Genomic DNA, 26,317 nt, shown 5'->3' on the forward strand with positions numbered 1-26,317 from the left:
ACCAGTGTGGAGCCATGACCACACACGCACCCATCAAGACGAGCCCGATACCGTCGGGCGCCTACTCCTGCCAGTCCTGGCGCATCCACGAGATCACCTACGACTTCGAGCTCGAGGACGTCTGGGCCCTCCCGGTCCAGGGCGGTCCCGACGACTTCCCCGCCTTCGTCGAGGCCATGATGAGCAGCGACGACCGCGACTTCCCGGCGGCGTACCGCCTCCTCTTCGCGGTCCGCTGGGCGCTCGGCCGGATGCTCGGCGCCGACGAGGACGAGCACGGCCTCGGCCGCCGGGTCGCCTCGCTGCGGGACCGGCTGCCGGACGATCTCCGGGACCACGCCGCGCCCGAGCGCGACGACAGCCCGTTCCAGCCGCTCTACCTGACGGATCGGGAGTACGCCGCCGAGATCGCCAACCGCACGATGCACGGTGTCCTGCACCTCGGCTGGGTCGAGGACGAGAACGCGCCCGACGGCTACAGCGCGCAGATGAGCGTGCTGGTGCGGCCCAACGGGCTGCTCGGGGACGCCTACATGCGGTTCATCAAGCCGTTCCGCTACCTCGTCGTCTACCCGGCGCTGCTGCGCACGGTCGGTCGGCGCTGGGAGACCGCTCAGGGGGTGACCCGATGACCACCACGTTGGAACGTACGCAGCACCGCTCCGTCGTGCTGCGCGCGGCACCCTGGGTGGCCGGAGCCTGGGCCCTCGTCTTCGGCGCCCTGGTCGGGCTCGCCCTGCTGGGCAGGGCACCGGACCCGTGGGTCCCCGATGCCGCCTCGCCGCTCGGCGCTCTGAGCGGCACCCAGATGTCCTGGGTGATCGCGGTGCTCGCGCTCCTCGCCCTGGTTGCCGGGGGCGCGGTCGCGAACGTGCGGACGCCGCGTACGACGAGAGCGACAGGGTGGCTCTTGATCGTTCTCGGGCTCGTCGTCGCCGTGGTCGTCTCCGACGTCCGCGCGCTGATGTTCCTCGGCTATCTGCCGCAGGTCCTGCTTGCGACGGCCGGGCTCGGACCGGGTGCCGGACAGCTCGAGTGGCGTCTTTTCGTCGACTCGGGTGTCGCCCTGGCGCATGCTGCCGGCGGGCTGGCCATGGTCGTCGCCGGTGTCACCCTGCTCGGGAAGGCCGAGCCTGACAGGCGTCTGGACTGGGGCCGCTGGGCACGCTGGGGGCGTCCTGCGGTGGCGGTCGCTGTCGTCGTACCTCTTCTCTACGCCGTCACCCGAATCGCCTGGGCGCTGAACATCCCGCTCGGGATCAGCCGCGAGATGCTGGACGACCTCGGCGCGGGGAGGTGGGCCGGCTTCGGGCTCGCGGCCTTCGCCGTCGTCGGGGCGGTCCTGACCTGGGGGTTGGTGGCGCGCTGGGGCGAGGTGTTCTGGCGCTGGGTGCCCCGCATCGGCGGGCGTCCGGTCCCGGTCGCGATGGCCCTCGTGCCGGGGATCCTGGTCGCCGGCACGGTGATGTCCGCCGGGATCTCCTTCTGGCGGATGGCGATCGCGGACGACCTCTGGACGGTCCCCGGAGCCACCTCGGACTGGGGCGCATGGGCGCCGGAGATGCTCTGGCCGATCTGGGGCGTCGCGCTCGCCGTCGCCTGCCTCGCCTACCTGGGGCGACGCACCGCGGCGCGCGGATGACGTACGGATCCCGCTTGACCTGAAACATCCAGGTCAAGCGGGATCGGCGCGTTCGGCGGTCAGGGCTGAGGTGCGCGGACCGGTTGCGCGGGCGGTTCGACCGTGGCCTGGATCCGCCGCCCGACGATGTCCGAGAGCCACCCGAGCCCGGCGCCGACCACGAGCGCGATGAGCGTGCCGCCGAGGTCGAACGAGGTGCCGAAGATGACCGCGGTCCCCGCGAAGGCGCCGGGGATGAAGGAGAGCAGGTCCACGGCCGCCTGCACGCACAGGATGAAGGCGACGACCGTGACCACCAGGGCGACCGCGCCGGTGAAGGTGGCGTACGTCAGGACCAGGCTCGCGCCGTATCCCCACAGCGCGCCGGCGAGGTTGGCCGCGAGACCTTTCTGGAAGCCTTCGCGGCCGCCTCCGGCGGCGAAGTAGCAGGCCCAGGCGATGAACCCGACCCAGGTGATGAGCGTGAGCTCGATGCTCACCTGGGTCCAGATGCCCGCGAGCACACCGACCGAGATGCCGATTCCGAGGAGCTTCTTCATGTCGTCACCTCCTCAGGGGACCAGGATCGCGCGGCCGCGGACCCGGCCGGCGTCGAGGTCGGAGATGGCGGTCTGGAAGTCGTCGAGGGCGTACTTCTGGGTGTGCAGCGTGACGGCCCCGCGGGCGGCGAGCGCCATCAGGTCGCACAGGTCGTTGTAGGACCCGACCAGGTTGCCGATGAAGTTGATCTCGGCCGAGATGATGTCGATGGTCGGCACATCGATGTTCTCGCCGTACCCGACGACGTGGTAGTCGCCCGCCTGACGGAGCATCCGGACCCCTTCCGCGGTCGCACCGCCCTCGCCGACGAAGTCGACCAGGACCTCGGCGCCGTGGCCGCCGGTGAGCTCGAGCACCTGATCGACCTGGGTCCCCTCGGCGACGACGCCGTGATCGGCCCCGATGTCGAGGGCGAGCTTCACGGCGTCCGGGTTGCGGTCGACGACGATCAGCTCGGCCGGGCTGAGGGCCTTGAGGACCTGGATGCCGATGTGCCCGAGCCCGCCGGCGCCGATGACCACGCACTTGTCGCGCGGGGTCAGCCGCCGGGCGGCCTTCGCGGCCGCGTGGTAGGCGGTCAGGCCGGCGTCGGCCAGGGCGGCCACGTCGGCGGGCTCCAGGGAGTCGTCGATCTTCACCACCGAGCGTGCGGAGGTCTTCAGGTACTCCGCGTAGCCGCCGTTGGTGTCGATGCCGGGGAACTGGTTGAGCTCGCAGTGCACGTCGTCGCCCGAGCGGCAGGCGCGACACAGCCCGCAGGTGATCAGCGGATGCAGGATCACCTTGTCGCTCTCGGCGACGTTGGTGACGGCGTCACCGACCGCGTGCACCCATCCGGCGTTCTCGTGGCCGATCGTGTAGGGCAGCGTGACGCCGGACTTCTCCTCCCACTGCCCCTCCAGGATGTGCAGGTCGGTGCGGCACACCCCGGCGCCGCCGATCTTCACGACGACGTCGAACGGGCCGGTCGGCTCGGGCGCCGGGACCTCGGCCATTGCCAGCGGCTGGTGGTAGCCGACCACTTGGACGGCTCGCATGGTGCTCATGATGATGCTCCTTCTCGGTGCAGGTCGGTGAGTGGTACGAAGGCGGGCGAGGTGACCTCGTCGCCGTAGCGCGTCGCCAGCAGGCCGCGGCAGAAGTGGGCGTTCCCGTCGATCGAGATCCGGGTCGAACGCGCCCTCCGCAGGGCCAGCGGAATGTCGCCGGGTCGCTCGCCGTCGTGGTCGACCAGGACGTACGCCTCCGGCAGGTCGGGCAGCCCGAGCACCGCCCGGCGGCGCCGGAGCGAGGCGGTGAAGTCGTCGTCGGGCAGGTCCCCGAGACGGACCTCGCCCACGGCGTCCTCGGCCAGCTCCGGCTGCCCCCTCAACAGCCGGGTCAGGCAACGCTCGAGCGCCGCCGTGTGGGCCTTGCGGTGGAACGTGGTCCGCAGCTCGTCCAGGGACGACTCGGCCTCGTGGCGGAACGTGCCGAGATAGCCGGCATCGGCCGCCAGCCCGGCGTTGATCAGGTCGGAGTCGTGGTGGTCGTCGAGCTCGACGACCACCTGGTCGGTCCACGGCAGCGCGGTCAGCGCGTCCTTGGTGTCGCTCGCCATCAGATAGGCGAAGTTGGGCGAGCAGAACGACGTCGGCAGCCGCAGGTGGACCTCGACCCTGACCGGCTCGGTCGGGGAGACGGTAGGGGAGACGGTCAGCGACCGGACGAAGCCGAGGTCGGTGATGGGCTCGTCGAGCTCGGGGTCGACTACGGCATGGAGCGCGGCGTACGTCTCGGCGGCGCGGGTGCTCTCGTGGGTCAGCAGCGACATGTCACACCGCCGCGAGGTCGGCCCGCTCGGGCTCACGGGGACCCGTCGCGGTCTCGTCCGCCTCGGGCAGCCGCAGCTCGGCGGGCACCTCCAGGTCGTACATCTTCGCGGCGTTGAGGCCCAGGATCTTCTTCTTCTGCGCGACGGTGAGCGGGGCGTACTCGGTCATGTCCTCCGGGATCTGGAAGTCGACGAACCGCTCGATCAGCCACTTCGGTGTCCAGATCGCGTAGTCGGAGGAGAACTGGATCCGGTCCTCGCCGATCCAGTAGACGAGCTCGCCGAGGATCTGCGCGAAGTAGCGCGGCCGGGTGTGGATGAACGGCATCGCCACCGCCAGTCCGCCGTGCACGTTGGGCTCCTGGGTGGCGATCCAGCAGAAGTCCTCCAGCCGGGGCAGGCCGACGTGCTCGACGATGAAGTTGAGGTCGGTGAAGTCGCTGGCGACGTGGTCGATGTCGGCGACGTCGAACGCGTCGCGGTCCAGCGGCCGGATCGTCGGGCCCTTGTGGATGTGGATGTTGGTGATCCCGAGCTCGCGGCAGGCCTCGAAGTAGCGGTACGCCCACGGGTCGGTCAGCTTCCAGCCGCGCGACTCTCCGTGCCACTCGGCGGTGTAGAGCTTGACGCCCTTGAGCCCGAGCCGCTCGGCGTCGGCGTGGAGCTGCTCGAGTCCGGCCTCGCCGTTGCGTGGGTCGAAGTGGTGGTTGTACGTCAGCTTGTCGGGGTGCTTCGCCGCCAGCTGGGAGGCTTCCTCGGTCTGCCCGAACCCGTTCCTGTAGAACTCGCCGAGGTGGGCCGGCTGGAAGATCGCGTGGTCGACGTAGCCGACCTCGAACAGGTCGTGCATCAGCCGCTCGCCGCCCTGGTAGAGGTAGTCCTCGTAGGACCAGTGCTCCGACTCGGGGGAGAGGTTGCGGTGGTAGTCGTAGAAGCAGTCGATGAACTGCTTGCCGTGGATGTTGCGCTGGTTCTCCGGGCGGGCGTCCCAGAGCGCGACGTGGGCGTCGACGATGAAGTAGGACTCGTTGTTCTTGGTGTACATCGGTTCCTCCGGTCTGTGGCTTTCGTCACAGGACGCTAGGGCGGCTGCGACCCGCAGATCAGGGGTGCGGCGTCTCAATGTGAGACCTCGACCGTCTCAATCTGAGACGCTGTCCGGCTGCCTCCGTCGGCCGGCGGATGTAACGTCGATCACATGACAGGGCGCCATCCGATCGCGCAGCGCACCACGGCCGTCGACGCCTCGGCGCTGGCGCCCCGCGTACGCGCGTCCTGGCAGCGAAGCCAGGAGTACGGCGTCTCCGTCGAGGAGGTCGACCCGGTCTTCTCCGGCGCCTACGACCAGGAGTCGCTCTTCTTCCAGTGCGGCCAGGAGGTGCTCGACGACCTCCACCGGACGCTCGTCGGCGAGCCGGTCAGCCTGATGCTCACCGATCCCGTCGGCCTGGTGCTCAACCGGCTCAGCGGCGACCAGCAGCTGCTCCGGGACCTCGACGCCGTCCATCTGGCGCCCGGGTTCAGCTATGCCGAGCGCGCGGCGGGCACCAACGGGCTCGGCCTCGCGCTGGCCGACCGGACACCGACCGTGGTCCGGGCCGAGGAGCACTACTCGCTCTCGCTGTGCAGCTACACGTGTGCCGCCGCGCCGGTGATCGACCCGATCAGTGGACGCCTGGAGGGCAGCGTCAACCTGACCACCTGGTCGGAGTCGTCCCACGACCTGCTGCTCGCCCTGGCGCAGTCGGCGGCCAGTAACACCGCGTCGCTCATGCTCGCCCGCGCCCACGGCCGCTCTCCACGACCGGCTCCGCGCGGCGAGGTGTTCCGGGTCGAGGCGCCCCGGCTGGAGCCGGGCGCCGGCAGCCTCCGCGACCTCTCCTCCGCCTGGTGCGAGGCGCTGGGCAGCGTCCGCGACGCGCTCAGGGTCGGCCGGCGGGTGGCGGTGGTCGGGGAGCCGGGGGTGGGGCGTACGACCCTGGTCGCCCAGGCGTTCCGCGACCTGCGGCCCCGCGACCGGATCCTGGCGGCCTCCGCCCCGGAGCCGGCCGACGCCGAGGCCTGGCTGTCGCTGTGGACTCCGGAGCTCGCCAAGCAGGACACCGCGGTGGTCGTACGCGACGTGAACATGCTTCCCGCCTGGGTGGCCGAGCGGCTGCACGCCCTCCTCGTCGAGGCGGCGCCCGGGGCGGTCGCCGGAGTGCCGTTCGCGATGACCGCCGAGACCTTCGACGGCATCCCGGCGGCCCTGGCCGACCTCGTCGACACCGTGGTCGAGGTGCCGCCGCTGCGCGAGCGGCCCGAGGACGTACTTCCGCTGGCGCATCAGGTGGGGCTGCGGGTGCGGGGCCGGGAGATCGCGCTGACCCCGGCCGCGGAGCGGGCGCTGCACGACCACGGCTGGCCGGGCAACGTCGCCGAGCTCGTCCATGTCGTCCAGCGGGCCGTGAGCGCCGGTGACCAGATCGACCTGCGCCACCTTCCCGCCGACGTACTCTCCGACACCAGGCGGCCGTTGTCCCGCATCGACGCCTTCGAACGCGGTGAGATCGTCCGGGTCCTGACCCGTCCCGGCATCACCATGCAGGAGGCGGCCGCCGAGCTCGGGATGTCGCGCGCCACGGTCTACCGAAAAGTGCAGCAGTACGGGATCCGGCTCCGGCCGGGATAGCCCGCGGGGGAGTCGAACTCTTGGCCAAGTCCAGGAAAACTCTCGGCTGAGGCCGGGGCGTCAGCGGTGCCCACCAGGGACTATGGACCCATGCGTATCCGTCCCCCACGCGCCGGTCGCCAGCATTTGAATCATCTGACCGGACAGGGCGGCCACGCTCTGAGCGGTCAGAATCTTGCCGACCGGCTTGTCCAGCAGAACCCGTTCTCCCCTGAAGAGGCTTCGAGCATCGTCGCGCAGGTCGCGCGGATCCTCGCCGCTGGCCATGCCGTCGGGCAGGTGCACGGAGACATCAGGCCGGCCACCATCGGGTACGCCCCAGACGGCCGGATCGCTCTGATCGGCGCGCCCGCGCCCCGCGGCGGTGAGGGCCTGCCGTACATGTCCCCTGAGCAGATCGACCGCCGGCGGATCGGGCCGGCCAGCGACATCTACTCGCTCGGCGCCGTCTTCTTCGAGCTCCTCGCCGGGCGCCCGCCGTACGCCGGGCTCGAGCCCGAACGGGTCGGCACGCTGGTGACCGTGCCCGGCCATCTCGATGGCATCACGACCGCCATGCTCGGCCAGGACCCGGCCAAGCGTCCCGTGGCCGAGGAGGTGGCAACGGTGCTCGAGAGCGGCGTCGCTGCGCCGCCGAAGCGGATCGTACGTCCACCCAGCATCAGGGGCCCGCGCCTCTCGCCCACGCTTCTGGGTGTGCTGATGGTTCTGGTCCTGCCGGGGTTGGTCTTCGGTGGCTGGGGCACGCTCCGGGCCGGCGACACGATGTCGAGCGTCGGCAGCGCCCAGCCGCTGGCCAACATCTTGCCGACCAGCTTCCAGCTCGCCTTCGACCTCTCGATCGAGCGCGACGCGCTGCGGACCGATGCGGCACTGACCGAGGACTTCCTCCAGATCACCGACAGGTCCATCGACGCCTGGACCGCCGAGGTCGAGAAGCTGGACACCGCCGGCGATCCGGGTCTGCGGCGGCGTACGGAGAGGTCCGCGGCCGCCCTCGAGCGGCTCTCGGACATTCGCGCGGCCGCCCGAGCGGGGAACAGAGCCGGCAAGCTGGTGGCCGTCGAGCTGTACACCAACGCGGTCAACGGGCTCTTCGACCTCGCCGCCGAGCTGCCGTCGTTCCGCAACGACGAGCTGGCGAGGCAGGCGCGGAACCTGGAGCTGATCGGATCCGTCTCGGAGGTGCTCGGATTCGAGCGGCGGATCATGGCGAACGCCTTGCGGAACGAGCGGATCAGCGCCCAGGGCATCGCCGATCTCAGCGCGGCCCAGGACTCCTGGGCGACCCACTCGGAGACGATCTATGCGCGCGCCGATCCGGCGACGCGGCAGCGGCTCGACAGGATCTCGGGCCGGTCGTTCGAGTTCGGGTCCTACGCGGTCACGTCCCAGCGTGCCGTCATCCGGGTGCTCAACGCCCGTGACGTCGAGGACGTCGTCAGGCAGCTGGAGGACAGCGCCGACGGCAGGTCCGTGGACCAGCTCTGGCTGGCTGATGCGGCCAGCTACGTCCAGGACCTCAAGGAGGTGGTCGTCGATGCCGCGAGCCGGCTCGCCGACGACATCCAGCGCGAGCACACGGACGCCCAGAACCAGACGATCGCCTGGGGCGTCTTCTCCGGCATCGCGCTGGTGGTGCTGGCCGGTCTCGGGGTCGCGCTGGTCCGCGCACGAGGGCGATCAGTTGATGCGTAAACCGGCGACAATAGCAAAGATCGGCGGACTTCATCGGTGCGTACACGAGACGCACGGGGTGTGAGTCCGACAACATATGCGCATGCGAACGCGCCCCCCGATCGCAGGCCGATACCGCCTGCACCGACTGCTTGGCCGCGGCGGGATGGGCGAGGTCTGGCAGGCGGCCGACATCAGGCTCGAACGCTGGGTCGCGGTGAAGGTCGTGGAGACCTCTGCCGACCCCAAGGTGACCGAGCGTTTCCGGCGTGAGGCGCTCTCGACGACGGCGGCCAGCCACCCGGGCACAGTGCAGGTGCACGACGTCGGCGTCGAGCAGACGACCGAGTACGGCAGCATCGTCTATCTCGTCATGGAGCTCCTTCCCGGCCCGACGCTGGCAGACCGGCTCGAGAAGCAGGGGCGGTTCACCGTCGAGGAGGCGAGCGAGGCGATGGTCCAGGTCGCGCGTACGCTCACCGCGGTCCACTCCTCCGGGATCATCCATCGCGACATCAAGCCGTCCAACCTCGTCTACGACGGGGACGGCCGGATCCGGGTGCTCGACTTCGGCATCGCCCAGCTGGCGAATCATCAGGCCGAGCGGCTCACGTCGACCCGCCACGTGATGGGGAGCCTGCCCTACATCTCGCCCGAGCAGGCCGCCGACAACGTGGTCGGCCCGCCCAGCGACATCTACGCGCTGGGCTGCGTGTACTTCGAACTGCTCACCGGGCGCGCCCCGTACGCCGGCTCCGAGCCGGTCTCGATGATCTACCAGCACGTGACCGCGCCGGTCCCGCACGTCAACGACGTGGTCTCCGTGGCGTCCCACGTCGACGAGTTCGTGGCGTCGATGATGGACAAGGACCCCTCCCGGCGGCCCACCGCGGGCGAGGTCGTCGCCTTCGCGCGCCGGCCCGAGGTCGTGCCTCCGATCCCGGCCGGCAGCCGCGAGCTGTCCATCGGGCCCAAGCCGCTGGCGCTCTCGTCCTCCTCGTCCTCCTCAGCCCCCGCGGCAGCCTCGGCAGCCTCGGTCTCGTCGGTGACTGCGGTCGCCGGCGTGGTCGAGTCGGCGCAGCGTACGCCTCGGTCCCATGCGGCCCCGAAGCCTCGGTTCCTCCGCACCCGGGTGCTTGGCGTGCTGCTGGTCCCGGTGGTGATCGCTCTGGTTCTGGGCGGGCTGACCTTCGCCGACGCGCTCGATGAGCGCGCCGTCTCCAGCCGCGCGATGATGATCGCCGGAGCGCTCCCGGAGAGCTACGAGCTCGGGATGGACCTCATCTTCGAGCGTGACGCGCTGGGCTCCGACCAGGTCCCGGACGCGGTCCGGCAGGCCTATCGCCAGGTGACCGACGACTCGATCGACGCGTGGCACGACGACATCACCAAGGTCGACCTCGCCGACAACCCGAGCCTGCGGGAACGGGTCGAGCGCACCTACACGGTCCTCAAGGGCATCGACGCCTATCGCAAGGACCTCGAGGACGGCGACAAGGCCAGCACGGAGGCAGCGGTCGCCGCCTACACCGACACTGCCTACGAGCTGCTCGACTTCGCGACCGAGATGCCCAACATCCCCAACGAGAAGATCTACAAGCAGGTCACCAACCTCAAGTACGTCAGGTCGGCGTCCGAGTCGCTGGGGATCGAGCGCACGGTGATGGTGCCGGCGCTCATGACCGGGAAGATCGACGAGGAGTCGATGGAGGCGATGAGCGAGGCGCGTACGTCCTGGCAGCTCACCTCGCGCTCGTTCTACGGCGACGCCCCGAAGGCCACCCAGAAGGCGCTGGACAAGATCTCGGACGGCACCTTCGCCGACGGGTCCCGTGGCCTGGTGTCGCAGAACGCCGTCGTCCAGGTCATCAACGACGGCTCCCTCACGAGCGCGGTCCGGAACCTGGAGTCCCAGGCCCCCGGGCGGCCGGCCGCACAGGTCTGGGCCGAGGACATGACCCGCTTCATCCAGCTGCTCAAGGACACCATCGTCGCGATGACGCTGATCGTCTCCGACGATGTCAGCGAGGAGCACCGCGGCATCCAGACCAAGGTCGTCCTGAGCGGGGTCCTCGCCGTGGCCGCGTTCCTCGCCGCTCTCGCGCTGCTGGCCGGGATCTTCCTCGTACGCCCGCTCCGCGGGCGCCGTCGGTCCGTCGAGAGCTGAGCGTCCCGGCGTCGACCGTCGGTCAGACGAGGGTGCTGAGGTTCGAGACCAGGACTTCCCAGCGGCTGTCGACGTCGAAGCCCATCTGGCTCAGCAGCGCCCAGCCGAAGCCGACGGTCGCGTAGAGGCTGATCGGGGTCATCACGACCCACTCCCGGATGGAGCCGGCGTCGCCGAGGATCGGGAGAGCGAAGTGGCCGCCGCGGGTCCACATGTTGTCGAACGGCAGCCACTTGTTGCGCCGGACCCACCTCGGCGGTTTCGGCGCGATCGGCCAGAACAGCGGGATCCCCATCGTGGTGACGAAGTCGCCGATCAGGTGCACGACGCAGCCGAGGGCAACGGAGAACGGCATCCACCACCATTCCTCGGGCGCGAAGATGGCGATCACCGCTGCCAGAGCCACAGCCGGGATCCATGGCCAGTGGACGCCCTTGCGGGTGAGCTTCAGCGCGTCCATGGCGAAGGCGACCAGCAGGACGCACATGATGCCCGGGCCGATCAGGACGCTGCCGAAACGTTCGGTCTCGAGCGAGAGCTTCCCCGCGCCCCAGGCGAGTCCGGTGAAGGCGAGTACGCCGAGGATCGAGTGGGTGCCGTTGCGGTGGCCGCCGGAGACCTGTCCGACGATCTTGGTCAAGCCTTCGGAGACCGGTGGCAGCGAGTGGGCGATCGTGCCGTTGTGGTGGTCCGCGTCCGGAAGCAGCGCGGCGCCGGCGCACACCAGGGTGCCGGTCATCACGCCTATGTCCGAGACGCCCGGATACCACCCGAACGCGATCGGTGCCGACGATGTCACTGCGATCCACGCGGCAGCCCCAGAGGCCGCGTGATGCCCGCCCATCATGTGAAGTTGTGTCCCTCTCCAGTGTTCCCCCGCTGAATGACCGCGGACGAACGTACCGGTCCTCAGGCCGCTTCGCGCGCGCCGGGGTGGTGTGTCTGGCGACGAGATTCGAATCACTGTTCGAGGGATGATCCGAGGCGTGAAAGGGATGCGGTCGCGGCGGCAACCTGAATAGGATGCCCGGTCATGACGACTCCCGGCACCCACGGCAGTGCCCGCCGTGCGCCGTGGACGTTCGAGACCAGCCGTTGCGCCGCGACCGTGACTCCCGAGGCGATCGAGTTCCGGTTCATGGTCACCGCGCCCGATGGCTCGCTCAGCGAGATGCTGCTCTCGGTGGGTCGCCACGACATGCCGACGCTGCTCGAGGAGATCGCCTACGAGATGCCCGAGGCGCTGGAGTGGATGTCGGCCGCGATCATGACGGTCGCGCGTGAACGGCGCCTGGCCGAGGAGGTCTCGTCGGTTCCGCATCAGCGCGGGGCATAACCTCGGGCCGAGCAAGGTTGTCCCCCTGCACCGCAACTCGATCGAGGAGAGACCTGTGACCACCACGTACGACTTCGAAATGACCGCCGGCGACGGCAGCACCGTCTCGCTCAGTGACTACAAGGGCAAGCTGCTGCTGATCGTCAACGTTGCCAGCAAGTGCGGTCTGACGCCGCAGTACGAGGGCCTCGAGGCGCTCTATCGCGCCACCAGCGACTCCGGCGTCGAGGTCATCGGGTTCCCGTGCAACCAATTCATGGGTCAGGAGCCCGGCACCGACGACGAGATCCAGGAGTTCTGCAAGACGACCTACGACGTGACGTTCCCGGTCCTCTCCAAGATCGATGTCAACGGGGAGAACTCCGCTCCGCTCTACGAGTTCCTGCGTGCCGAGGCGCCGGGCGACATCCAGTGGAACTTCACCAAGTTCCTCATCGGTCGCGAGGGCGAGGTCGTCAAGCGCTACGAGCCGCAGGTGACGCCCGAAGAGATCCAGGCGGACCTCGCGCAGTACCTCTGAGGCGATGCCGGACGGCGCTCGATCCCGATGCGGGTCGGGCGCCGTTTGCATTGGATAGTTGGTCAGAAGATAGTTCGGTATCGGATGGTTCGTTAAGATCTAGTTCATGACCGGACCGCGTATCGACCTGCTGTTCCTGCTCAACCAGTCCGCGCACGCCTTCGCGGCCCAGGTCGGCGAGGCGCTGGCCGACCTGGAGCTCTCGGTGCGGGAGTACTGCGTGCTGATGAAAGCCGCCGAGGGGGAGTACACCCAGAACGCCGTGGCCGAGATGGCGATGCTCGACAAGACCACGATGGTCACCACCCTCGACAACCTCGAGCGCCGCGGCCTCGCCGAGCGCCGTGTCTCGAGCACCGACCGCCGGGCCCGCATCGTCGCGCTCACGCCGGCCGGCGTGAAGGCGCTCAAGGAGGCCTCGAAGGCCTACAACGCGACCGTCGCCAAGGCGCTCGAGGGTCTGGCACCGAGCGAGGGCGAGGCGTTCATCGAGGCTCTGCAGCACCTCGTCGAGGGGCCGTGGGCGACTCCGTCGCACACGATGACGCTGCGGCGTCGCGCGCCTTCCTCGGCTCGCTGAGAGATCGGTCTACAAAGGAATATCCCGAAATAGATTGTTTCATAACAAACAATCTTCTATGATCGTATCTATGACGACCAAGACAGTCGCGCTCGCGACCCTCGCAGCCACTCAGCTGATGGTGATCCTCGACGGCACGGTCGTGACCGTCGCCCTTCCCGCAATCCGCGACGACCTGGGCTTCGGCGATACCTCGCTGGCCTGGGTCGTCAACGGCTTCCTGCTCGCCTTCGCGCTCGTCCTGCTCCCGGCCGGCCGGGCCGGTGACGCGTTCGGCACCCGCCCGGTCTTCCTCGCCGGGCTGAGCATCTTCACGCTCGCCTCGGCCTGGTGCGGTCTCGCCTGGGACCCGATCTCCCTGGTCGTCGCGCGATTCGTCCAAGGTCTCGGCGGCGGCATCGCCTCGGCCGTGGTGCTCGGCATGATCGCCGGTCTCTACGCCGAGCCCCGCGAGCGCCTCCGCGCCTTCGCGGTGCTCGCCTTCGTCGGCTCGATCGGTGCGTCCGTGGGGACCGTCCTGGGTGGCGTACTCACCGACGTCGCGTCCTGGCGCTGGGCCTTCCTGATCAACGTGCCGTTCGGGATCGTCGCCCTGATCGTCGCGCTCCGCGCGGTGGAGGGTACGCCGCCGACCGGCGTCAAGGGTGGCCTGCTCCCGCGCGGCCTGTTCGCCCAGCACAGGTTCGTGCTCGGGAACCTGATCCTGCTGACCCTGACCTTCGGCGGGTTCACCTTTCAGTTCGTCACGACGCTCTACCTGCAGGACGTCCTCGGCTTCGGGGCGCTCTCGACCGGCCTGGCGTTCCTTCCGGTCAGCGTGGTGATCGCCATCGCCAGTCTCGGCTTCAGTGCCACGCTGGCCGAGCGGTTCGGATCCGAGCGCGTCCTGCTCGCCGGTGTGCTCGCCTTCGTCGCCGGCATGGTCTACCTCGTCCGCCTCCCCGGAGCCGGGGGCTTCCCTCTGGACGTTCTCCCCGGCGCGGTCGTGATGGGTCTCGGCTTCGGGCTCGCGATGCCGCAGGTGACGGCGCTGGCGATGGGCGCGCTGGCGCCGGAGCACGCCGGGATCGGCTCGGGCCTGACCACGACCACCCAGCAGCTCGGTGGGTTCCTCGGCACCCTGATCGCTGCCGGCCTGGTCACGACCGTGGGCTACGGCGCCGCCTATGCCTCGGCCGCGATCGCGTTGGCCGTGGGAGCCGCGGTCGCGGCGTACCTGCTCGTGGACGCAGCACGCGCCCGGGACCCGAAGGTCTCCGAGCGCGTGCCGGACGAAGCTGCCAGCCTCTGACGTCTCGACGCCAGGGACTGACCCCTCAGCGCTACCTCCGTACCGGGAGGATCAGCGTCGAGGGGTTCGTCGTCGTGTGGTGGACGGTCACCACGCCGGCAATGCCACGGACCAGCTGCTTCACGTTGGGCAGCAGGTGGGGGACGTCGTAGGAGTGGACGGTGACTCGGAGGCGGTGGCCCTTCTCGATCACCGCGCCGGTCGGGAAGACCTCGACGGGCACGCGATAGATCTGACCCGGCTTGACGGGCTGTTCGGCGTCGCGAGTGAAGGGATGCCACGGTTGGACGACCTGGCCGTTCAGGGTCCGCGACTTCGACGCGGTGACGGCACGGTGGCGCAGGGTCTGCCAGCCGCCGGTGATGCGGTCGACGGACCCGTCGGGCGCGACGTCCTCGACCGAGACCGAGATCAGGCCGTCGGTGCCGGTCGTGGAGACGGACAGGTCGGCGTTGAGAGGGCCGGAGAAGGCCAGGTCCGAGGTCGCCGGCTCCGTCTCGTAAGAGACCCCGAGCGCGTCGTTGATCCGGTTGTCGGTCTCGCAGCCGGGGATCGCGAGGGCGCCGGCGGTCCACTGTGCGGTGCTGCGCGAGCAGAGCCCCTGCACGGGCAGCGGCACGATCGTGTCGCCGCCGACGGGCTTCATGGCCGACCCGAGGGCGTACGTCTTGGCATGGACCTCGCTCCCGAGCCACGACCGCATCGTGCGCCACTTCCCGGAGCCGATCTCGTGGTAGGTCACCGGCGCGATGTCGCGGTCGAGGGTGGTGTCGGGCAGACCCTTGAGGTGCGTGTCGAACCAGCGCAGGGCCATCTCGCCCATGCTGTTGATCCCGCTGCCCTCCAGGCCGGCGCCCGTGGCCGCCTCGGCGTGCGTCCACGGACCGATGAGCAGCTTGGTGTCGACGCCGTTCTTCTGCATCCGGTCGAAGAGCATCGGCGTGCCGCGCTGGAAGATGTCGTACTGCCCGGCCGTCACGAACGTCGGTACGTCGATCTCGTCGACCACGCTCAACGGCGACCGCTTCCGGTAGAAGGGGCCGTCGTAGCCGGCGTCGCTGCCCAGGGCCGCGCTGACGAGCATCGGCACCTGGAACCCGAGCGCTCCGCCGACGTGCTGCAGCAGCGTGGTCAAGGTGGCGTCTGGACGGGTCTGGTTGACGGCCGGCGGCACCAGTCCGGCGCCCGTGACCAGCCCGAACCACAGCGGGATGAACCCGGCGTCGATCTGCCCGCCGGAGGCGACGACATCACGGTAGACGTCGCCGGCGGGCACGATCGGGAACATCGCCTTCAGTCCGCGCGGGTGCTGAGCGGCGGTGAAGAACTGGTTGATCGCCATGTAGGACGGACCCCACAGGCCGAGCTCGCCGTTGCTCCACGGGCGCTTCTTCGAGGTCGCCCAGTTGGCGACCTCGAGGCCGTCCTTCTGCTCGCGGTCCCCGAACGCGTCCCACTGGCCCGCCGAGGAGCCGGTGCCGCGTACGTCGGTCTGGACGAAGACGTAGCCCCGCTGCACGAAGTAGTCGCCGCCGCTGCCGCCGGACACGTTCTTGTTGTAGGGGTTCTGGGTCAGGATCACCGGGAACCGGCCCGCCGCCGGGGTCCCGTCCGCCTTTGCCGGACGGTGGACGTCGGCGCGGAGCACCACCCCGTCGGACATCGTGAGCTGGATGTCCTTCTCGACCACCACGCCGTACGTCGCCGGGCGGGGCTTCCACGCCGCGGTCCTGGCCTGAGGCGCCTGAGCGACCGCGGTTGCGACCGAGGCCGCAGGGGCGGCGGTCGCGGAGTGCGCCGGTGGCAGGAAGGTCGCGACGAGAGCCAGGAACGGTACGAGGAATGCCAGTCTGCCGAGTTTCACGACTCACTCCAGGGGTGTGTTGGATGTCACACCTCGAACGACGGAGTGCAAACGCGAGTTACGTAGCAGGTTCCGGGTTTTGAATAGCGAGACTAAGCAGTCACGGCGACGGTCTTGTCGACGACCGGCGCGCCCGTGGCCGCCACGACCTCGTCGTACGTCACCCCGGGAGCGAGCTCGACGAGCTCGAACGACGAACCGGCGACGTCGAGAACGCCCATGTCCGTGATGACCCGCTTCACGATCCCGCGACCGGTCAGCGGCAGGTCGCACGCCGAGAGCAGCTTGGGGGCACCCTTCTTGGTGACGTGCTCCATCAGCACGATCACCCGCCCGGCACCGGAGACGAGGTCCATCGCGCCGCCCATGCCCTTGACCATCTGGCCGGGGACCATCCAGTTGGCGATGTCGCCGTTGGTCGAGACCTGCATCGCGCCCAGGACGGCGACGTCGATGTGGCCACCGCGGATCATCGCGAATGAGGTCGCGGAGTCGAAGTAGGAGGATCCCGCGAGCACCGTCACGGTCTGCTTGCCGGCGTTGATCAGGTCGGGGTCGACCTCGTCCTCGTAGGGGAACGGGCCGACGCCGAGGATGCCGTTCTCGGCGTGCAGCACGACCGTCGAGGTCTCCGGGATGTAGTCGGGGATGAGCGTCGGCAGGCCGATCCCGAGGTTGACGTAGTCGCCGTCCTGCAGCTCCTGAGCGGCGCGCGCGGCCATCTGGTTGCGGTCCCAAGCCATGACTCAGGCCTCCTTGTTCGCTGTGGTCGGGCGCTCGCCGCGCGTCGTACGCTTCTCGATGTCCTTGCGCGCTGCCTGCTCCGGCGTCAGCGCGACGATCCGCTTCACGAAGATCCCCGGAAGGTGGACGTCGGCCGGGGCGATCTCACCGACCTCGACGACCTCCTCGGCCTCGACGACGGTCACCCGCCCGGCCATCGCGGCCGGTACGTTGAAGTTGCGCGTGGAAGCGTTGAACTGGGCGTTGCCGGCCCGGTCGACGCGGGTCGCGCGGACCAGTGCGAAGTCGGTGATGATGCCTTCCTCGAGCACCATCTGCTTGCCGTGGAACTCGCGGACCTCCTTCGGCTCGGAGGCCTCGGCGATCGTTCCGTCGGGGTTGTAGCGGTAGGGCAGGCCGCCGTCGGAGACCATCGTGCCGACGCCGGTCGGGGTGTAGAAGGCGCCGATCCCGCTGCCGCCCGCGCGCATCCGCTCCGCGAGCGTGCCCTGCGGGGTGAGCTCGAGCGTGATCTCGCCGGCCAGGTACTGGCGGCCGAACTCCTTGTTCTCGCCGATGTAGCTCGCGATCACGCGGGAGATGCGGTGGTCGTCGAGCAGCAGCCCGAGCCCGGCGCCGTCGACGCCACAGTTGTTGGAGACGACCATCAGGTCGTCCGCACCCTGCTCGCGCAGCGCCTCGATCAGGAACCACGGGATTCCCACCAGCCCGAAGCCGCCCACGGCCAGGCTGGCCCCGCTGTGAATGTCGGCGACCGCCTCCGCGGCCGACCCGACCACCTTGTCCAGACCCATGTCTTCTCTGCTCTCTCGAAGGATTTCGTACGCTTCAGCGGTGCTGTATTGCTTCGGGCTTCGCTTCAGCGCACAGACTCGAACACTGCCGCGAGCCCCTGCCCGCCACCGATGCACATCGTCTCCAGGACGTAGCGGGCCTCGCGCCGCTGCGCCTCGCGGGCGGCGGTGGCGAGGATCCGGGCGCCGGTGGCGCCGATCGGGTGGCCGAGCGAGATGCCGGAGCCGTTGGGGTTGAGCCGCTCGTCGGTGGCGTCGATCTTCCACTCGCGCAGGACGGCGAGGACCTGGGCGGCGAAGGCCTCGTTGAGCTCGATCAGGTCGATCTCGTCGAGGGTCAGCCCGGCCCGGTCCAGCGCCGCCTTGCTGGAGAGGACGGGGCCGATGCCCATCCGCTCGGGCTCGCAGCCGGTGACGGCCCACGACTTGAGCGCCAGCAGCGGAGTCAGGCCGCGCCTCTCGGCCTCGGCGCGCGTGGTCACGACGCACATCGCCGCGCCGTCGTTCTGGCCGGAAGCGTTGCCCGCGGTGACGGTCGACTCCTCGTCGACCTTCAGCCGGATCGGGCGCAGCGAGGCGAGCTTCTCCAGGGAGATGTCGGCACGCGGGTGCTCGTCGCGGTCGACGACGACATCAGGCTTGCGGCGGCCGCCGGGGACGGTCACCGGGACCAGCTCGTCGGCGAACTTGCCGGCCTCGTGGGCGGCCACGGCCCGCTGGTTGGAGCGCAGCGCGAACTCGTCCTGCTCCTCGCGCCCGATGCCGTACTCACGGCGCAGGTTCTCAGCGGTCTCGATCATGCCGCCCGGGAGCGGGTGGTCCTTGCCGCCTGCGGTCTCACGAGCCCGGTCGAGGCGGTCGAGCAGCTCGATGCCGCCCTGCTTCACCCCGCCGCGCAGCCCGAGCGCGTAGTGCTCGACGTTGGACATCGACTCCGCACCGCCGGCCACGACGAGGTTCGCGGCGCCGGTGGCGACCGAGCCCGCGGCGTACAGGATCGCCTGAAGGCCCGAACCGCAGCGACGGTCGATCTGGAGGCCGGGGACGCCGGTGCCGAGCCCGGCGTCGAGGGCCGCGATGCGGCCGATCGCCGGGTTCTCGCCGCTCGCGTAGCCGTTGCCGAGGATGACGTCGTCGACGTCGCCCTCCTGGAGGCCGGTGCGTTCGACCAGCTCGCGCAGGACCGTCGTGGCGAGGTCGGTCGCGGTCATCGGCGCCAGGGCGCCGAGGAACCGGCCGACCGGGGTGCGGAGGGGCTCGCAGATGACGATGTCGTTGGCGGCGCTGCTCATGCCTTCGACCGTACGCGTGCAGTCATGACTTGAGAAGTATCCATTTGGCGCTGATTGACACATCTGAGGTCTTGATCGACTGTCCGACCGGAGAGTGCGCGGGTGAGGCTATTGCGATAAGTTCGCGTTAGCAGTTTCTCCTCGGGTTCCACTTCGACCGACCCCCACGCAGATCAATGAGGTGACCATGCACGTCCCCGACGGCTTCCTCGACGCTCCGACGTCGATCGCCACCGGCGCTGTCGCTGTCGTCGCGGTAGGTGTCGCGCTTCGCGGCGCGCGTCGCGAGCTCGACGACAAGACCGCCCCGCTGGCCGGCCTCGTCGCCGCGTTCGTCTTCGCGACCCAGATGCTCAACTTCCCGGTCGGGGCGGGCACGAGCGGCCACCTGATGGGCGGCGCGCTGGCGGCGGTGCTGGTGGGACCGTGGACCGGGGTGCTGTGCGTCTCGGTCGTGCTGATCGTGCAGTCCCTGCTCTTCGCCGACGGCGGCATCACCGCGCTCGGCACCAACATCCTGCTCATGGCCGTCACCACCGTGGTCGTCGGCTGGTTCGTGAGCCGCGTGCTGATCAAGCTGCTGCCGAAGCGGGTCGGCCTGGTCGCCCCCGCAGCGGCGATCGGCGCCTTCCTCTCCGTCCCCGCGGCGGCGGCCGTCTTCACCGCGCTCTACGCGGTCGGCGGCACCGCCGACATCTCGCTGACCACGCTGGCCACCGCGATGCTCGGCTGGCACACGGTGATCGGTCTGGGCGAGGGCGCGATCACGTTCCTCGTGGTCGGCGCGATCTTGTCCGTACGCCCCGACCTCGTCTACGCCGCGCGAGGCGTGATCGCCGAGCGCGACCTGGTGATCAAGCCGAAGGAGTCGGTCGCATGAGCACGGCCGAGAAGAAGCGCGTGCCGTTCAGGTGGGTCGCCGTCGGCATCGCCGTCGTCGCACTGCTCCTGGCCGGAGTGGTTTCCTACTACGCCTCCGCCAACCCCGACGGCCTCGAGTACGTCGCCGGCAAGACCGGCTTCCTCGACAGCGCCTCCGAGCACGGCGCGGCTGACGGCCCGCTGGCCGACTACGGCACCAAGGGCGTCGACAACGCCCGGCTCTCCGGCGGCCTCGCGGGCGTGATCGGCACCGTGGTGGTGCTCGTCCTCGCCGGCGGCCTCGCACTGGTCGTACGCCGCCGTTCCACCGAGTCCTCCGACAAGGCCTGAACCGGTGCCCGCCCATCTGAAGGTGCTCGCGCTGATCAGCTTCATGCTCGTGGTCGTGGCCACGCCGCGGGAATGGTTCGCTGCGTACGCCTTCTTCCTCGCCGTCCTGGTGACGGTCGGCGCGGTGGCGCGGGTGCGCCCGGGGTGGGTGCTGAAGCGGATGGTGGTGGAGACGCCGTTCGTGGTCTTCGCTGTGCTGATGCCGTTCATCGCGCACGGGCCGCGGGTCGAGGTGCTCGGACTCAGCCTCAGCGAGTCGGGCCTGCTCTCGGCGTGGGGGCTGCTCGCCAAGGGCACGCTCGGCGTGATCGCCGGGCTGATGCTGGCCGCGACGACGACGCCCCAGGAGCTGGTCCACGGCCTGGAGCGGCTCCGGCTGCCTCAGCAGCTGGTCCAGATCATGGCGTTCATGGTGCGCTACCTCGAGGTGGTGACCGACGAGATGCGCCGGATGGCGGTCGCGCGCGCCTCACGAGGCTTCGAGGCCCGCAACCCGCTCCACTGGCCCGTGCTCGCGCGCTCGGTCGGCGCGCTGTTCATCCGCTCCTTCGAGCGAGGCGAGCGAGTGCACCTGGCTATGGTCTCGCGCGGCTACACAGGGAGAATGCCTCGGTGACCACTCGAGTCCTGGACGTACGCGGCCTAGCCTTCGCCTACCCCGATGGCCATCAGGCGCTCTTCGGCGTCGACCTGCACGTCCACCGCGGTGAGCGGGTCGCGCTGCTGGGTCCCAACGGCGCCGGCAAGACGACGCTGGTACTGCACCTCAACGGCATCCACCTCGCCGGTGCCGGCTCCGTCGCGGTGAGCGGGCTCCCCGTGACCAAGGCCAACATCAAGGAGATCCGCCGCCGGGTCGGCATCGTCTTCCAGGACCCCGACGACCAGCTCTTCATGGGCACCGTTCGTGAGGACGTCGCCTTCGGCCCCGCCAACCTCGGCCTGCGTGGCGAGGCCCTGGAAGCGAAGGTGACCGAGGCGCTCGCGAAGGTCGGTATGGAGGAGTACGCAGACCGGCCCCCGCACCACCTCTCCTTCGGTCAGCGCCGCCGAGTCGCGGTGGCCACCGTGCTGGCGATGGACCCCGAGATCCTGGTCCTGGACGAGCCGTCCTCCAACCTCGACCCGGCCTCCCGCCGCGAGCTCGCCGACATCCTGCGCGACCTCGACGTCACCGTCCTGATGGTCACCCACGACCTGCCGTACGCCCTCGAGCTCTGCGACCGCTCCGTCATCCTCGACGGCGGCATCGTCGCCGCCGAGGGCCGCACCGTCGACGTACTCTCCAACGCCGACCTCATGCGCGCCCACCGCCTCGAGCTCCCCTTCGGCTTCGACCCGGTAGCCGCAGCCGCCACCCTCTAGCCGAAACGTCACTTACGTCGGCCGAGACGGCAGTTGCGTCGGCCGAGACGTCGCTCGCGTCGGTCGAGTTGGCACTGCGACGCCAAGTCGACCGACCTAAGTGACGTCTCGGCTGAGGGGCCTGACGCCTGGGCCGACGGGCCTGACGTCTCGGCAGGGACTACTCAGCGAGGCGGCGGGAGCGGTAGTGGAGCTTGGCGCTGACGTAGCCGCGCCAGCCGACCAGGGTGAGGCCGAGGAAGAGGAGCGAGACGACCAGGAAGGCCGGCGCGAGGCCCTCGCCAGAGAGGCCGCGCAGCACCATCCCGATGACGTACGTCCCGAGCCAGACGATCACGCCCGCCGGCCAGGTGCGAGCGGCGGGCCAGCGGCGCCAGGCCAGGACGGCCCAGGCCACGGCGAGCCCGATCAGGAAGGGCCAGGCGATACGGAGCACGACGAGCGCCGGGCCGGAGTCGTGCGACTGGCGTCCGGCGAAGGCGAAGAGGAGCACGAAGAAGACGTCGACGGCGAAGGCCGCGACCGCCCACTTGGGCACGAGGCCGGCGATGAGTGGGGAGGAGTCGTCGGGCTTCGTGGAGGACATGGTGCCCAGAATACGAGGCCGATCTACGAGGTCAGCCAGGCCCCGCCGCGCATGACGCGCGTCGGCTGCAGCGACTCGTCGGTGAGTACGAGGTCGGCGCGGGCGCCGGGCTCGATGCGGCCCGCGTCGATGCCCACCACCGATGCCGGCCGCAGGCTCGCGGCCCTCATCAGCATGGCCAGGTCGATCCCGGCGGCCGCATGGCGGCGTACCTGGTCCAGCAGTCGCGAGGTGCCTCCGGCGATCGACCCGTTGCCGGTCCCGTCGGCCACTCGGGCGACCCCGGAGCGTACCTCCACGGACAGCGGTCCGAGCTGGTAGTCGCCGTCGGCCATCCCGGCCGCGGCCATCGCGTCGGTGACGAGTACGACCGACCCGGGAACCATCGACATCACGGCCCGGACAGTCTCGTCATCGAGGTGTACGCCGTCCGCGATCAGCTCCACACAGGCATCGCCGACACCGGCGGCGCCCAGCGACCCGAGCACGGGGCCGGGGTCACGATGGTGTGCGGGCGGCATTCCGTTGAAGAGGTGCGTGACCAGGCTCCCCGGCCCGGACAGGAACGAGCGAGCGCGCTCCGCCGACGCCGCGGTGTGCCCCAGCGCGACCACGGCCCCGGCCTCGGTGAGCACCGAGGCGACCTCGTCGGCCCCGGGGAGCTCCGCGGCCAGCGTCATCACCCGGAGGTGCCCGCGGGCAGCGGCGACGAGTTCACGAGCGAGCCCGGCATCCGGCGCGAGCAGCAGCTCGGGATCGTGCGCCCCGCGGCAGGAGTGCTCCAGGAACGGCCCCTCCATGTGGATCCCGGCGATCAGTCCGGCTTCGGCAGCCGTGGCCAGCGCCGCGACGACCGACAGCAACCGGGAAGGCGAGTCGGTCACGGTCGAGGCCAGCAGCGTGGTCGTGCCGGCAGCATGATGAACGCCGGCAGCGGTCGCGATCTCGTCCGACGACGTGGAGTGGAACGAGGCACTGCCGCCGCCGTGGTTGTGGATGTCCACGAGCCCCGGGAGCAGGATCCCCGATGACGAGGGGTCGCCGGCGACGGCCGCCCGCACCTCCGAGACGAGCCCCGCCGACACGGTCACGACGACGTCGTCGAAGCCGCCCGGCCGCGGCACCCGGCCGCGCACAACATGGTCTAGATCCATCGCTTGAACCAGATCCTCGTCAGCCATTCCTGCCGGGTGAGCAGCTCATCGGTGTAGATCGGCCAGAACCAGGCGAAGTTGCAGATCACCAGCACGACGAAGATGCCACCGGCGACGGCACCCGCGACCCGGCGCCGGGCGCCGGGACTGCCGCCGGCCAGGGGAGGTGGCCGGTCGAGCAGCTTGCCCAGACACAGGCACAGGCCGAGCACCAGGAACGGCAGCGCGATGATCATGTAGAAGGAGAAGATCGGCCGCCCGGCGTACTGCAGCCACGGCAGCCACGTCGACAGCACCCCGACGACGGCGACCCCGAACCTCCAGTCCCGCGCGGCGACCCACATGAACGCGGAGACGATCAGCGCGACGAAGGCTCCCCACCACAGCACCGGGGTGCCCAGGAGCAGCACCTGCCGGAGGCACGTCCCCGCCTCCGCGGGACCGTCGCCGTCGGGATCGGTCGAGGGGGAGGCGTCGCACATCTCGCCGCGCGACTTCGCGCCGGACAGGATCCCGGTGTCGGCGGCGACCCCGACCGGCCGGTTCAGGACGAGCCAGCCGATCGGATGCGACCCGTAGGTGTGCTCGGCACAGTCCAGGAAGTGGGTGTGGAAGGTGAAGACGTCGCGGTGGTAGTACCACAGCGACCGCAGCGACTGACTGACCTCGCCGAGGCCGGAAGCGTCCGGCTCCTTGGCGGTCGGCCAGCGCTTGTCGTTGAGGTTCTCAGGGACGTACGACTTGTTCTCGCAGTGGCCCTCGCCGCTGTAGCGCGTGTACTGCGTCGCCGAGAGCGACTCCTCGTAGACGTCCGCGTGGGTCATCCACGGGATCCACGTCATCACATAGACCGCGAGCGCGACCCCCACCAGGTGCGCGAACGCCGTCGGCCCGTCGGCCACACAGGCACGAAGCCAGGACAGACGTACGCCGAAGGAGCGGCGCATCCCGGCAGACCAGGCCACATAGAGGAGACCGAAGGCGGCCAGCGGGTAGAGCGCCTCCCACTTGCAGCCGATCGCCAGGCCCCACGCGACGCCCGAGCAGAGCAGCCATGGACGGAACAGCATCTGGCGGACAGGCCCCCAGGCGCCGGGCGCGGCGAGCTGGGTGGGCGCGAGCGCGGAGAACCGACGCCGGCACCAGTCGCGGTCCATCACCATCAGGTGCACCGCGAGCAGCAGGAAGAAGGCGACGAAGAGGTCGAGCAGCGCGAGCCGGGAGAGCACGAACGCGAGCCCGTCGAAGGTGACCAGGATGCCGCCGACGAGGCCGAGCAGCATGGAGCCGGAGACGCGGCGTACGAACCGGATCGTCAGCAGCACCAGCAGCGACCCGATCACGACCGAGGCGATCCGCCAGCCGAACGGGTCCATCCCGAAGAGCTTGATGCCGATCGCGATGAGCCACTTGCCCACGTCGGGATGGACGATCATCGACGGCCCGTCGGCGAACTGCCCGTCGGGCTGCCCGGCGAGGATGTTCTCGTCGGCGCCCTCGATGAAGTTGCGCGCGTAGCCGTACTCAAGCAGCGCCCAAGCGTCCTTGGCGTAGTAGGTCTCGTCGAAGGCGAAGACCTTCGGGGTGCCCAGGTGCCACAGCCTCAGCAGGAATGCGAGCGCGGTGATCCCGATCGTCGCCATCCAGCCAGCCCGTGGAGAGCCACTGATGCGGCGCCGGGCACGTTCCCAGGCGGTCGGCAGGAGGTGACCGGAGGGGGTGCTGGCCAGGCCCTCCATGGGCTCCGGCTCCTCGGTCACCGTCGTCGTCACGAGGGAACCTTATAAGCCTGCGACAATATCGGTGTGGTAGATCCAAACGATGGCGTGCTCGTACTCGCAGCAACCCCGATCGGGCGCATCGAGGATGCCCCACCCCGGTTGGCCTCCGAGCTCGCCACCGCCGATGTCATCGCCGCCGAGGACACCCGCCGCCTGCGTCGGCTGACGACGGATCTCGGCGTCGAGATCAAGGGCCGCATCGTCTCCTACTTCGAGGGCAACGAGGCTGCGCGTACGCCGACGCTGCTCGCCGAGCTCCTCGACGGCAACCGGGTTCTGCTGGTGACCGACGCCGGGATGCCCTCGGTCTCCGACCCCGGCTATCGCCTGGTCGCCGCCGCGGTCGAGAAGGACGTACGCGTCACCGCGGTCCCCGGTCCCTCGGCCGTCCTCACCGCCCTGGCTGTCAGCGGCCTCCCCGTCGACCGGTTCTGCTTCGAGGGCTTCCTGCCCCGCAAGGCCGGCGAGCGCTCGCGCCGCCTCGCCTCGCTGGCCAAGGAGGAGCGCACCATGGTCTTCTTCGAGGCCCCCCACCGCACCGAGACCGCCCTGGCGGCGATGCGCGACGCCTTCGGCGACGGCCGCCCCGCCGCCGTCTGCCGCGAACTCACCAAGACCCACGAAGAAGTACGCCGCGGAGGGCTGGCCGAGCTCGTCGACTGGGCCGCCGAGGGAGTCCGGGGCGAGGTCACCATCGTCGTCACCGGCGCCGACCCGTCCGCCGAGATCGGCAACGACCCCGACAGCCTCCGCGCCGCCGTCGCCGACCTCCAGGCGGATGGCCTGACGAAAAAGGAAGCAATCGCCGAAGCAGCAAAACGAGCAGGCGTCCCGAAGCGCGAGGTCTACGACCTAGTCCACAAACCCGCCGAGTAGTCGAAATCTGACGCCGAGAGGTCGAATCTCACAGGCACTTCACCCATACAACCTCTCGAAAGCGTCGGCCTTCAGGCCCGGCAACCCAAACTCGTCCGATCTCGACCTTTGCCTTCGCGAGCGCTTTGCGAATGCACGGCGGGCTGCCCCAGCCACCCTCGTTGCCTGATTCCCACACAATCCCATCCGAGCGAAAGGCGAGCGTCTCCCCGTCGTCGGCCCGGAACGACACCAGGTCGTCGTCGGGGTTCGCCCGCATGGCAATTCCCGTCTCGGCCCGCGCATGCTTCGCTCCCCACGGAGATCGAAGTCCGACGTACGTTCCGAGGACCAGGGCCATCACCGCGATGACCGCTCCGACAGCGACCGTCGTCCGCGGCACACGCCGCCAAGGCAGAGCAGATTCCACACG

The 26,317-nt window shown here is 69.8% G+C and carries 27 protein-coding genes; 14 read left to right on the forward strand and 13 right to left on the reverse strand.

What is annotated here, in order from left to right; translation table 11 throughout:
• The first annotated feature begins 14 nt into the window (after positions 1 to 14).
• Both ABTW65_RS20680 and ABTW65_RS20685 read left to right on the forward strand, forming a co-directional pair.
• Complete coding sequence (locus ABTW65_RS20680; protein WP_350663532.1) at positions 15 to 632, forward strand: DUF2867 domain-containing protein; 618 nt, start codon at positions 15 to 17, stop codon at positions 630 to 632.
• Positions 629 to 1,642 (forward strand): hypothetical protein, encoded by a 1,014-nt coding sequence (locus tag ABTW65_RS20685; protein WP_350663534.1) that lies wholly within the window; start codon positions 629 to 631, stop codon positions 1,640 to 1,642. The genes ABTW65_RS20680 and ABTW65_RS20685 overlap by 4 nt, the downstream gene beginning before the upstream one ends.
• Positions 1,643 to 1,701: 59 nt before the next feature.
• Here the strand turns inward: ABTW65_RS20685 and ABTW65_RS20690 are convergent, their stop codons facing one another.
• The 4 genes from ABTW65_RS20690 to ABTW65_RS20705 are packed head-to-tail and all read right to left on the reverse strand — an operon-like array spanning position 1,702 to position 5,040.
• On the reverse strand, positions 1,702 to 2,181 hold the full coding sequence (locus ABTW65_RS20690; RefSeq protein WP_350663536.1) for a DUF1097 domain-containing protein: 480 nt from the start codon (positions 2,179 to 2,181) through the stop codon (positions 1,702 to 1,704).
• Positions 2,182 to 2,193: 12 nt separating this feature from the next.
• The gene (locus ABTW65_RS20695) at positions 2,194 to 3,228 is read right to left on the reverse strand and encodes an NAD(P)-dependent alcohol dehydrogenase (RefSeq protein ID WP_350663537.1); all 1,035 of its coding nucleotides are present in this window, start codon (positions 3,226 to 3,228) and stop codon (positions 2,194 to 2,196) included.
• On the reverse strand, positions 3,225 to 3,995 hold the full coding sequence (locus ABTW65_RS20700; protein ID WP_350663539.1) for an iron-sulfur cluster assembly protein: 771 nt from the start codon (positions 3,993 to 3,995) through the stop codon (positions 3,225 to 3,227). Before ABTW65_RS20700 ends, ABTW65_RS20695 begins: the two co-directional genes overlap by 4 nt.
• A gap of 1 nt (position 3,996) precedes the next feature.
• Positions 3,997 to 5,040 (reverse strand): amidohydrolase family protein, encoded by a 1,044-nt coding sequence (locus ABTW65_RS20705; protein ID WP_350663541.1) that lies wholly within the window; start codon positions 5,038 to 5,040, stop codon positions 3,997 to 3,999.
• 153 nt (positions 5,041 to 5,193) lie between these two features.
• On the opposite strand from ABTW65_RS20705, the gene ABTW65_RS20710 reads away from it, so the two are divergent.
• The 3 genes from ABTW65_RS20710 to ABTW65_RS20720 all read left to right on the forward strand — a co-directional run bounded on the left by ABTW65_RS20710 (position 5,194) and on the right by ABTW65_RS20720 (position 10,510).
• Positions 5,194 to 6,666 (forward strand): AAA-type ATPase lid domain-containing protein, encoded by a 1,473-nt coding sequence (locus ABTW65_RS20710; protein ID WP_350663543.1) that lies wholly within the window; start codon positions 5,194 to 5,196, stop codon positions 6,664 to 6,666.
• A 90-nt stretch (positions 6,667 to 6,756) separates the two neighbouring features.
• Complete coding sequence (locus ABTW65_RS20715) at positions 6,757 to 8,364, forward strand: nitrate- and nitrite sensing domain-containing protein (protein ID WP_350663546.1); 1,608 nt, start codon at positions 6,757 to 6,759, stop codon at positions 8,362 to 8,364.
• Positions 8,365 to 8,446: 82 nt separating this feature from the next.
• Positions 8,447 to 10,510, forward strand: coding sequence for a protein kinase domain-containing protein (locus tag ABTW65_RS20720; protein WP_350663548.1), 2,064 nt, complete (start codon positions 8,447 to 8,449; stop codon positions 10,508 to 10,510).
• Positions 10,511 to 10,532: 22 nt separating this feature from the next.
• Here ABTW65_RS20720 and ABTW65_RS20725 read toward each other — a convergent pair whose 3' ends face one another.
• The gene (locus ABTW65_RS20725; protein ID WP_350663550.1) at positions 10,533 to 11,357 is read right to left on the reverse strand and encodes a metal-dependent hydrolase; all 825 of its coding nucleotides are present in this window, start codon (positions 11,355 to 11,357) and stop codon (positions 10,533 to 10,535) included.
• Positions 11,358 to 11,543: 186 nt separating this feature from the next.
• Here ABTW65_RS20725 and ABTW65_RS20730 point away from each other — a divergent pair, with 186 nt between their 5' ends.
• From ABTW65_RS20730 to ABTW65_RS20745, 4 genes are all read left to right on the forward strand, one after another.
• Positions 11,544 to 11,846, forward strand: a complete 303-nt coding sequence (locus ABTW65_RS20730; RefSeq protein ID WP_350663552.1) for a hypothetical protein — start codon at positions 11,544 to 11,546, stop codon at positions 11,844 to 11,846.
• A 55-nt stretch (positions 11,847 to 11,901) separates the two neighbouring features.
• The gene (locus tag ABTW65_RS20735; RefSeq protein ID WP_502890629.1) at positions 11,902 to 12,366 is read left to right on the forward strand and encodes a glutathione peroxidase; all 465 of its coding nucleotides are present in this window, start codon (positions 11,902 to 11,904) and stop codon (positions 12,364 to 12,366) included.
• A gap of 106 nt (positions 12,367 to 12,472) precedes the next feature.
• Positions 12,473 to 12,946, forward strand: a complete 474-nt coding sequence (locus ABTW65_RS20740; protein WP_350663554.1) for a MarR family winged helix-turn-helix transcriptional regulator — start codon at positions 12,473 to 12,475, stop codon at positions 12,944 to 12,946.
• A gap of 70 nt (positions 12,947 to 13,016) precedes the next feature.
• The gene (locus tag ABTW65_RS20745) at positions 13,017 to 14,237 is read left to right on the forward strand and encodes an MFS transporter (RefSeq protein WP_350663556.1); all 1,221 of its coding nucleotides are present in this window, start codon (positions 13,017 to 13,019) and stop codon (positions 14,235 to 14,237) included.
• Between the two features lie 31 nt (positions 14,238 to 14,268).
• On the opposite strand, the gene ABTW65_RS20750 is transcribed toward ABTW65_RS20745, so the two are convergent.
• From ABTW65_RS20750 to ABTW65_RS20765, 4 genes are all read right to left on the reverse strand, one after another.
• Entirely contained in the window at positions 14,269 to 16,101 is a 1,833-nt protein-coding gene (locus ABTW65_RS20750) for a CocE/NonD family hydrolase (protein WP_350663559.1), read from the reverse strand.
• A gap of 92 nt (positions 16,102 to 16,193) precedes the next feature.
• A complete protein-coding gene (locus ABTW65_RS20755) occupies positions 16,194 to 16,844 on the reverse strand; it encodes a CoA transferase subunit B (RefSeq protein ID WP_350663560.1) in 651 nt (216 codons plus the stop codon).
• A 3-nt stretch (positions 16,845 to 16,847) separates the two neighbouring features.
• Positions 16,848 to 17,639, reverse strand: a complete 792-nt coding sequence (locus ABTW65_RS20760) for a CoA transferase subunit A (RefSeq protein WP_350663562.1) — start codon at positions 17,637 to 17,639, stop codon at positions 16,848 to 16,850.
• A 65-nt stretch (positions 17,640 to 17,704) separates the two neighbouring features.
• Entirely contained in the window at positions 17,705 to 18,931 is a 1,227-nt protein-coding gene (locus ABTW65_RS20765; RefSeq protein ID WP_350663564.1) for an acetyl-CoA C-acetyltransferase, read from the reverse strand.
• 187 nt (positions 18,932 to 19,118) lie between these two features.
• On the opposite strand from ABTW65_RS20765, the gene ABTW65_RS20770 reads away from it, so the two are divergent.
• Genes ABTW65_RS20770 through ABTW65_RS20785 form a run of 4 tightly spaced genes read left to right on the forward strand, consistent with a single transcriptional unit; the run spans position 19,119 to position 21,508 of the window.
• Positions 19,119 to 19,811: an energy-coupling factor ABC transporter permease gene (locus tag ABTW65_RS20770; protein ID WP_350663566.1), complete on the forward strand. Its 693-nt coding sequence runs from the start codon at positions 19,119 to 19,121 to the stop codon at positions 19,809 to 19,811.
• The gene (locus ABTW65_RS20775; protein ID WP_350663568.1) at positions 19,808 to 20,143 is read left to right on the forward strand and encodes a PDGLE domain-containing protein; all 336 of its coding nucleotides are present in this window, start codon (positions 19,808 to 19,810) and stop codon (positions 20,141 to 20,143) included. Before ABTW65_RS20770 ends, ABTW65_RS20775 begins: the two co-directional genes overlap by 4 nt.
• Before the next feature lie 4 nt (positions 20,144 to 20,147).
• Positions 20,148 to 20,759 (forward strand): cobalt ECF transporter T component CbiQ, encoded by a 612-nt coding sequence (gene cbiQ / locus ABTW65_RS20780; protein WP_350663571.1) that lies wholly within the window; start codon positions 20,148 to 20,150, stop codon positions 20,757 to 20,759.
• Positions 20,756 to 21,508 carry an energy-coupling factor ABC transporter ATP-binding protein gene (locus tag ABTW65_RS20785; RefSeq protein WP_350663573.1) on the forward strand — a complete coding sequence of 251 codons (753 nt, stop codon included), beginning with the start codon at positions 20,756 to 20,758 and terminating at the stop codon, positions 21,506 to 21,508. Before cbiQ ends, ABTW65_RS20785 begins: the two co-directional genes overlap by 4 nt.
• A gap of 160 nt (positions 21,509 to 21,668) precedes the next feature.
• Here the strand turns inward: ABTW65_RS20785 and ABTW65_RS20790 are convergent, their stop codons facing one another.
• The 3 genes from ABTW65_RS20790 to ABTW65_RS20800 are packed head-to-tail and all read right to left on the reverse strand — an operon-like array spanning position 21,669 to position 25,020.
• Complete coding sequence (locus ABTW65_RS20790) at positions 21,669 to 22,094, reverse strand: DUF3054 domain-containing protein (protein WP_350663575.1); 426 nt, start codon at positions 22,092 to 22,094, stop codon at positions 21,669 to 21,671.
• A gap of 23 nt (positions 22,095 to 22,117) precedes the next feature.
• The gene (locus tag ABTW65_RS20795) at positions 22,118 to 23,248 is read right to left on the reverse strand and encodes an N-acetylglucosamine-6-phosphate deacetylase (RefSeq protein WP_350663577.1); all 1,131 of its coding nucleotides are present in this window, start codon (positions 23,246 to 23,248) and stop codon (positions 22,118 to 22,120) included.
• Positions 23,239 to 25,020: a dolichyl-phosphate-mannose--protein mannosyltransferase gene (locus ABTW65_RS20800; RefSeq protein ID WP_350663579.1), complete on the reverse strand. Its 1,782-nt coding sequence runs from the start codon at positions 25,018 to 25,020 to the stop codon at positions 23,239 to 23,241. Before ABTW65_RS20800 ends, ABTW65_RS20795 begins: the two co-directional genes overlap by 10 nt.
• Positions 25,021 to 25,053: 33 nt before the next feature.
• Between ABTW65_RS20800 and rsmI the strand changes: the two genes are divergently transcribed.
• Entirely contained in the window at positions 25,054 to 25,905 is an 852-nt protein-coding gene (gene rsmI / locus ABTW65_RS20805) for a 16S rRNA (cytidine(1402)-2'-O)-methyltransferase (RefSeq protein WP_350663582.1), read from the forward strand.
• A gap of 28 nt (positions 25,906 to 25,933) precedes the next feature.
• Here rsmI and ABTW65_RS20810 read toward each other — a convergent pair whose 3' ends face one another.
• Complete coding sequence (locus ABTW65_RS20810) at positions 25,934 to 26,314, reverse strand: hypothetical protein (RefSeq protein ID WP_350663584.1); 381 nt, start codon at positions 26,312 to 26,314, stop codon at positions 25,934 to 25,936.
• Positions 26,315 to 26,317: the final 3 nt, after the last annotated feature.

Source organism: Nocardioides sp. NPDC127503, assembly GCF_040302165.1.
Classification (GTDB): Bacteria; Actinomycetota; Actinomycetes; order Propionibacteriales; family Nocardioidaceae; genus Nocardioides.

What these genes read in the sequence shown, in the direction of transcription:
- ABTW65_RS20680 (WP_350663532.1), top strand. Translation starts at nt 15, where the DNA reads ATGACCACACACGCACCCATCAAGACGAGCCCGATACCGTCGGGCGCC.
- ABTW65_RS20685 (WP_350663534.1), top strand. Translation starts at nt 629, where the DNA reads ATGACCACCACGTTGGAACGTACGCAGCACCGCTCCGTCGTGCTGCGC.
- ABTW65_RS20690 (WP_350663536.1), bottom strand. Translation starts at nt 2,181, where the DNA reads ATGAAGAAGCTCCTCGGAATCGGCATCTCGGTCGGTGTGCTCGCGGGC.
- ABTW65_RS20695 (WP_350663537.1), bottom strand. Translation starts at nt 3,228, where the DNA reads ATGAGCACCATGCGAGCCGTCCAAGTGGTCGGCTACCACCAGCCGCTG.
- ABTW65_RS20700 (WP_350663539.1), bottom strand. Translation starts at nt 3,995, where the DNA reads ATGTCGCTGCTGACCCACGAGAGCACCCGCGCCGCCGAGACGTACGCC.
- ABTW65_RS20705 (WP_350663541.1), bottom strand. Translation starts at nt 5,040, where the DNA reads ATGTACACCAAGAACAACGAGTCCTACTTCATCGTCGACGCCCACGTC.
- ABTW65_RS20710 (WP_350663543.1), top strand. Translation starts at nt 5,194, where the DNA reads ATGACAGGGCGCCATCCGATCGCGCAGCGCACCACGGCCGTCGACGCC.
- ABTW65_RS20715 (WP_350663546.1), top strand. Translation starts at nt 6,757, where the DNA reads ATGCGTATCCGTCCCCCACGCGCCGGTCGCCAGCATTTGAATCATCTG.
- ABTW65_RS20720 (WP_350663548.1), top strand. Translation starts at nt 8,447, where the DNA reads ATGCGAACGCGCCCCCCGATCGCAGGCCGATACCGCCTGCACCGACTG.
- ABTW65_RS20725 (WP_350663550.1), bottom strand. Translation starts at nt 11,357, where the DNA reads ATGATGGGCGGGCATCACGCGGCCTCTGGGGCTGCCGCGTGGATCGCA.
- ABTW65_RS20730 (WP_350663552.1), top strand. Translation starts at nt 11,544, where the DNA reads ATGACGACTCCCGGCACCCACGGCAGTGCCCGCCGTGCGCCGTGGACG.
- ABTW65_RS20740 (WP_350663554.1), top strand. Translation starts at nt 12,473, where the DNA reads ATGACCGGACCGCGTATCGACCTGCTGTTCCTGCTCAACCAGTCCGCG.
- ABTW65_RS20745 (WP_350663556.1), top strand. Translation starts at nt 13,017, where the DNA reads ATGACGACCAAGACAGTCGCGCTCGCGACCCTCGCAGCCACTCAGCTG.
- ABTW65_RS20755 (WP_350663560.1), bottom strand. Translation starts at nt 16,844, where the DNA reads ATGGCTTGGGACCGCAACCAGATGGCCGCGCGCGCCGCTCAGGAGCTG.
- ABTW65_RS20760 (WP_350663562.1), bottom strand. Translation starts at nt 17,639, where the DNA reads ATGGGTCTGGACAAGGTGGTCGGGTCGGCCGCGGAGGCGGTCGCCGAC.
- ABTW65_RS20765 (WP_350663564.1), bottom strand. Translation starts at nt 18,931, where the DNA reads ATGAGCAGCGCCGCCAACGACATCGTCATCTGCGAGCCCCTCCGCACC.
- ABTW65_RS20770 (WP_350663566.1), top strand. Translation starts at nt 19,119, where the DNA reads ATGCACGTCCCCGACGGCTTCCTCGACGCTCCGACGTCGATCGCCACC.
- ABTW65_RS20775 (WP_350663568.1), top strand. Translation starts at nt 19,808, where the DNA reads ATGAGCACGGCCGAGAAGAAGCGCGTGCCGTTCAGGTGGGTCGCCGTC.
- ABTW65_RS20790 (WP_350663575.1), bottom strand. Translation starts at nt 22,094, where the DNA reads ATGTCCTCCACGAAGCCCGACGACTCCTCCCCACTCATCGCCGGCCTC.
- ABTW65_RS20795 (WP_350663577.1), bottom strand. Translation starts at nt 23,248, where the DNA reads ATGGATCTAGACCATGTTGTGCGCGGCCGGGTGCCGCGGCCGGGCGGC.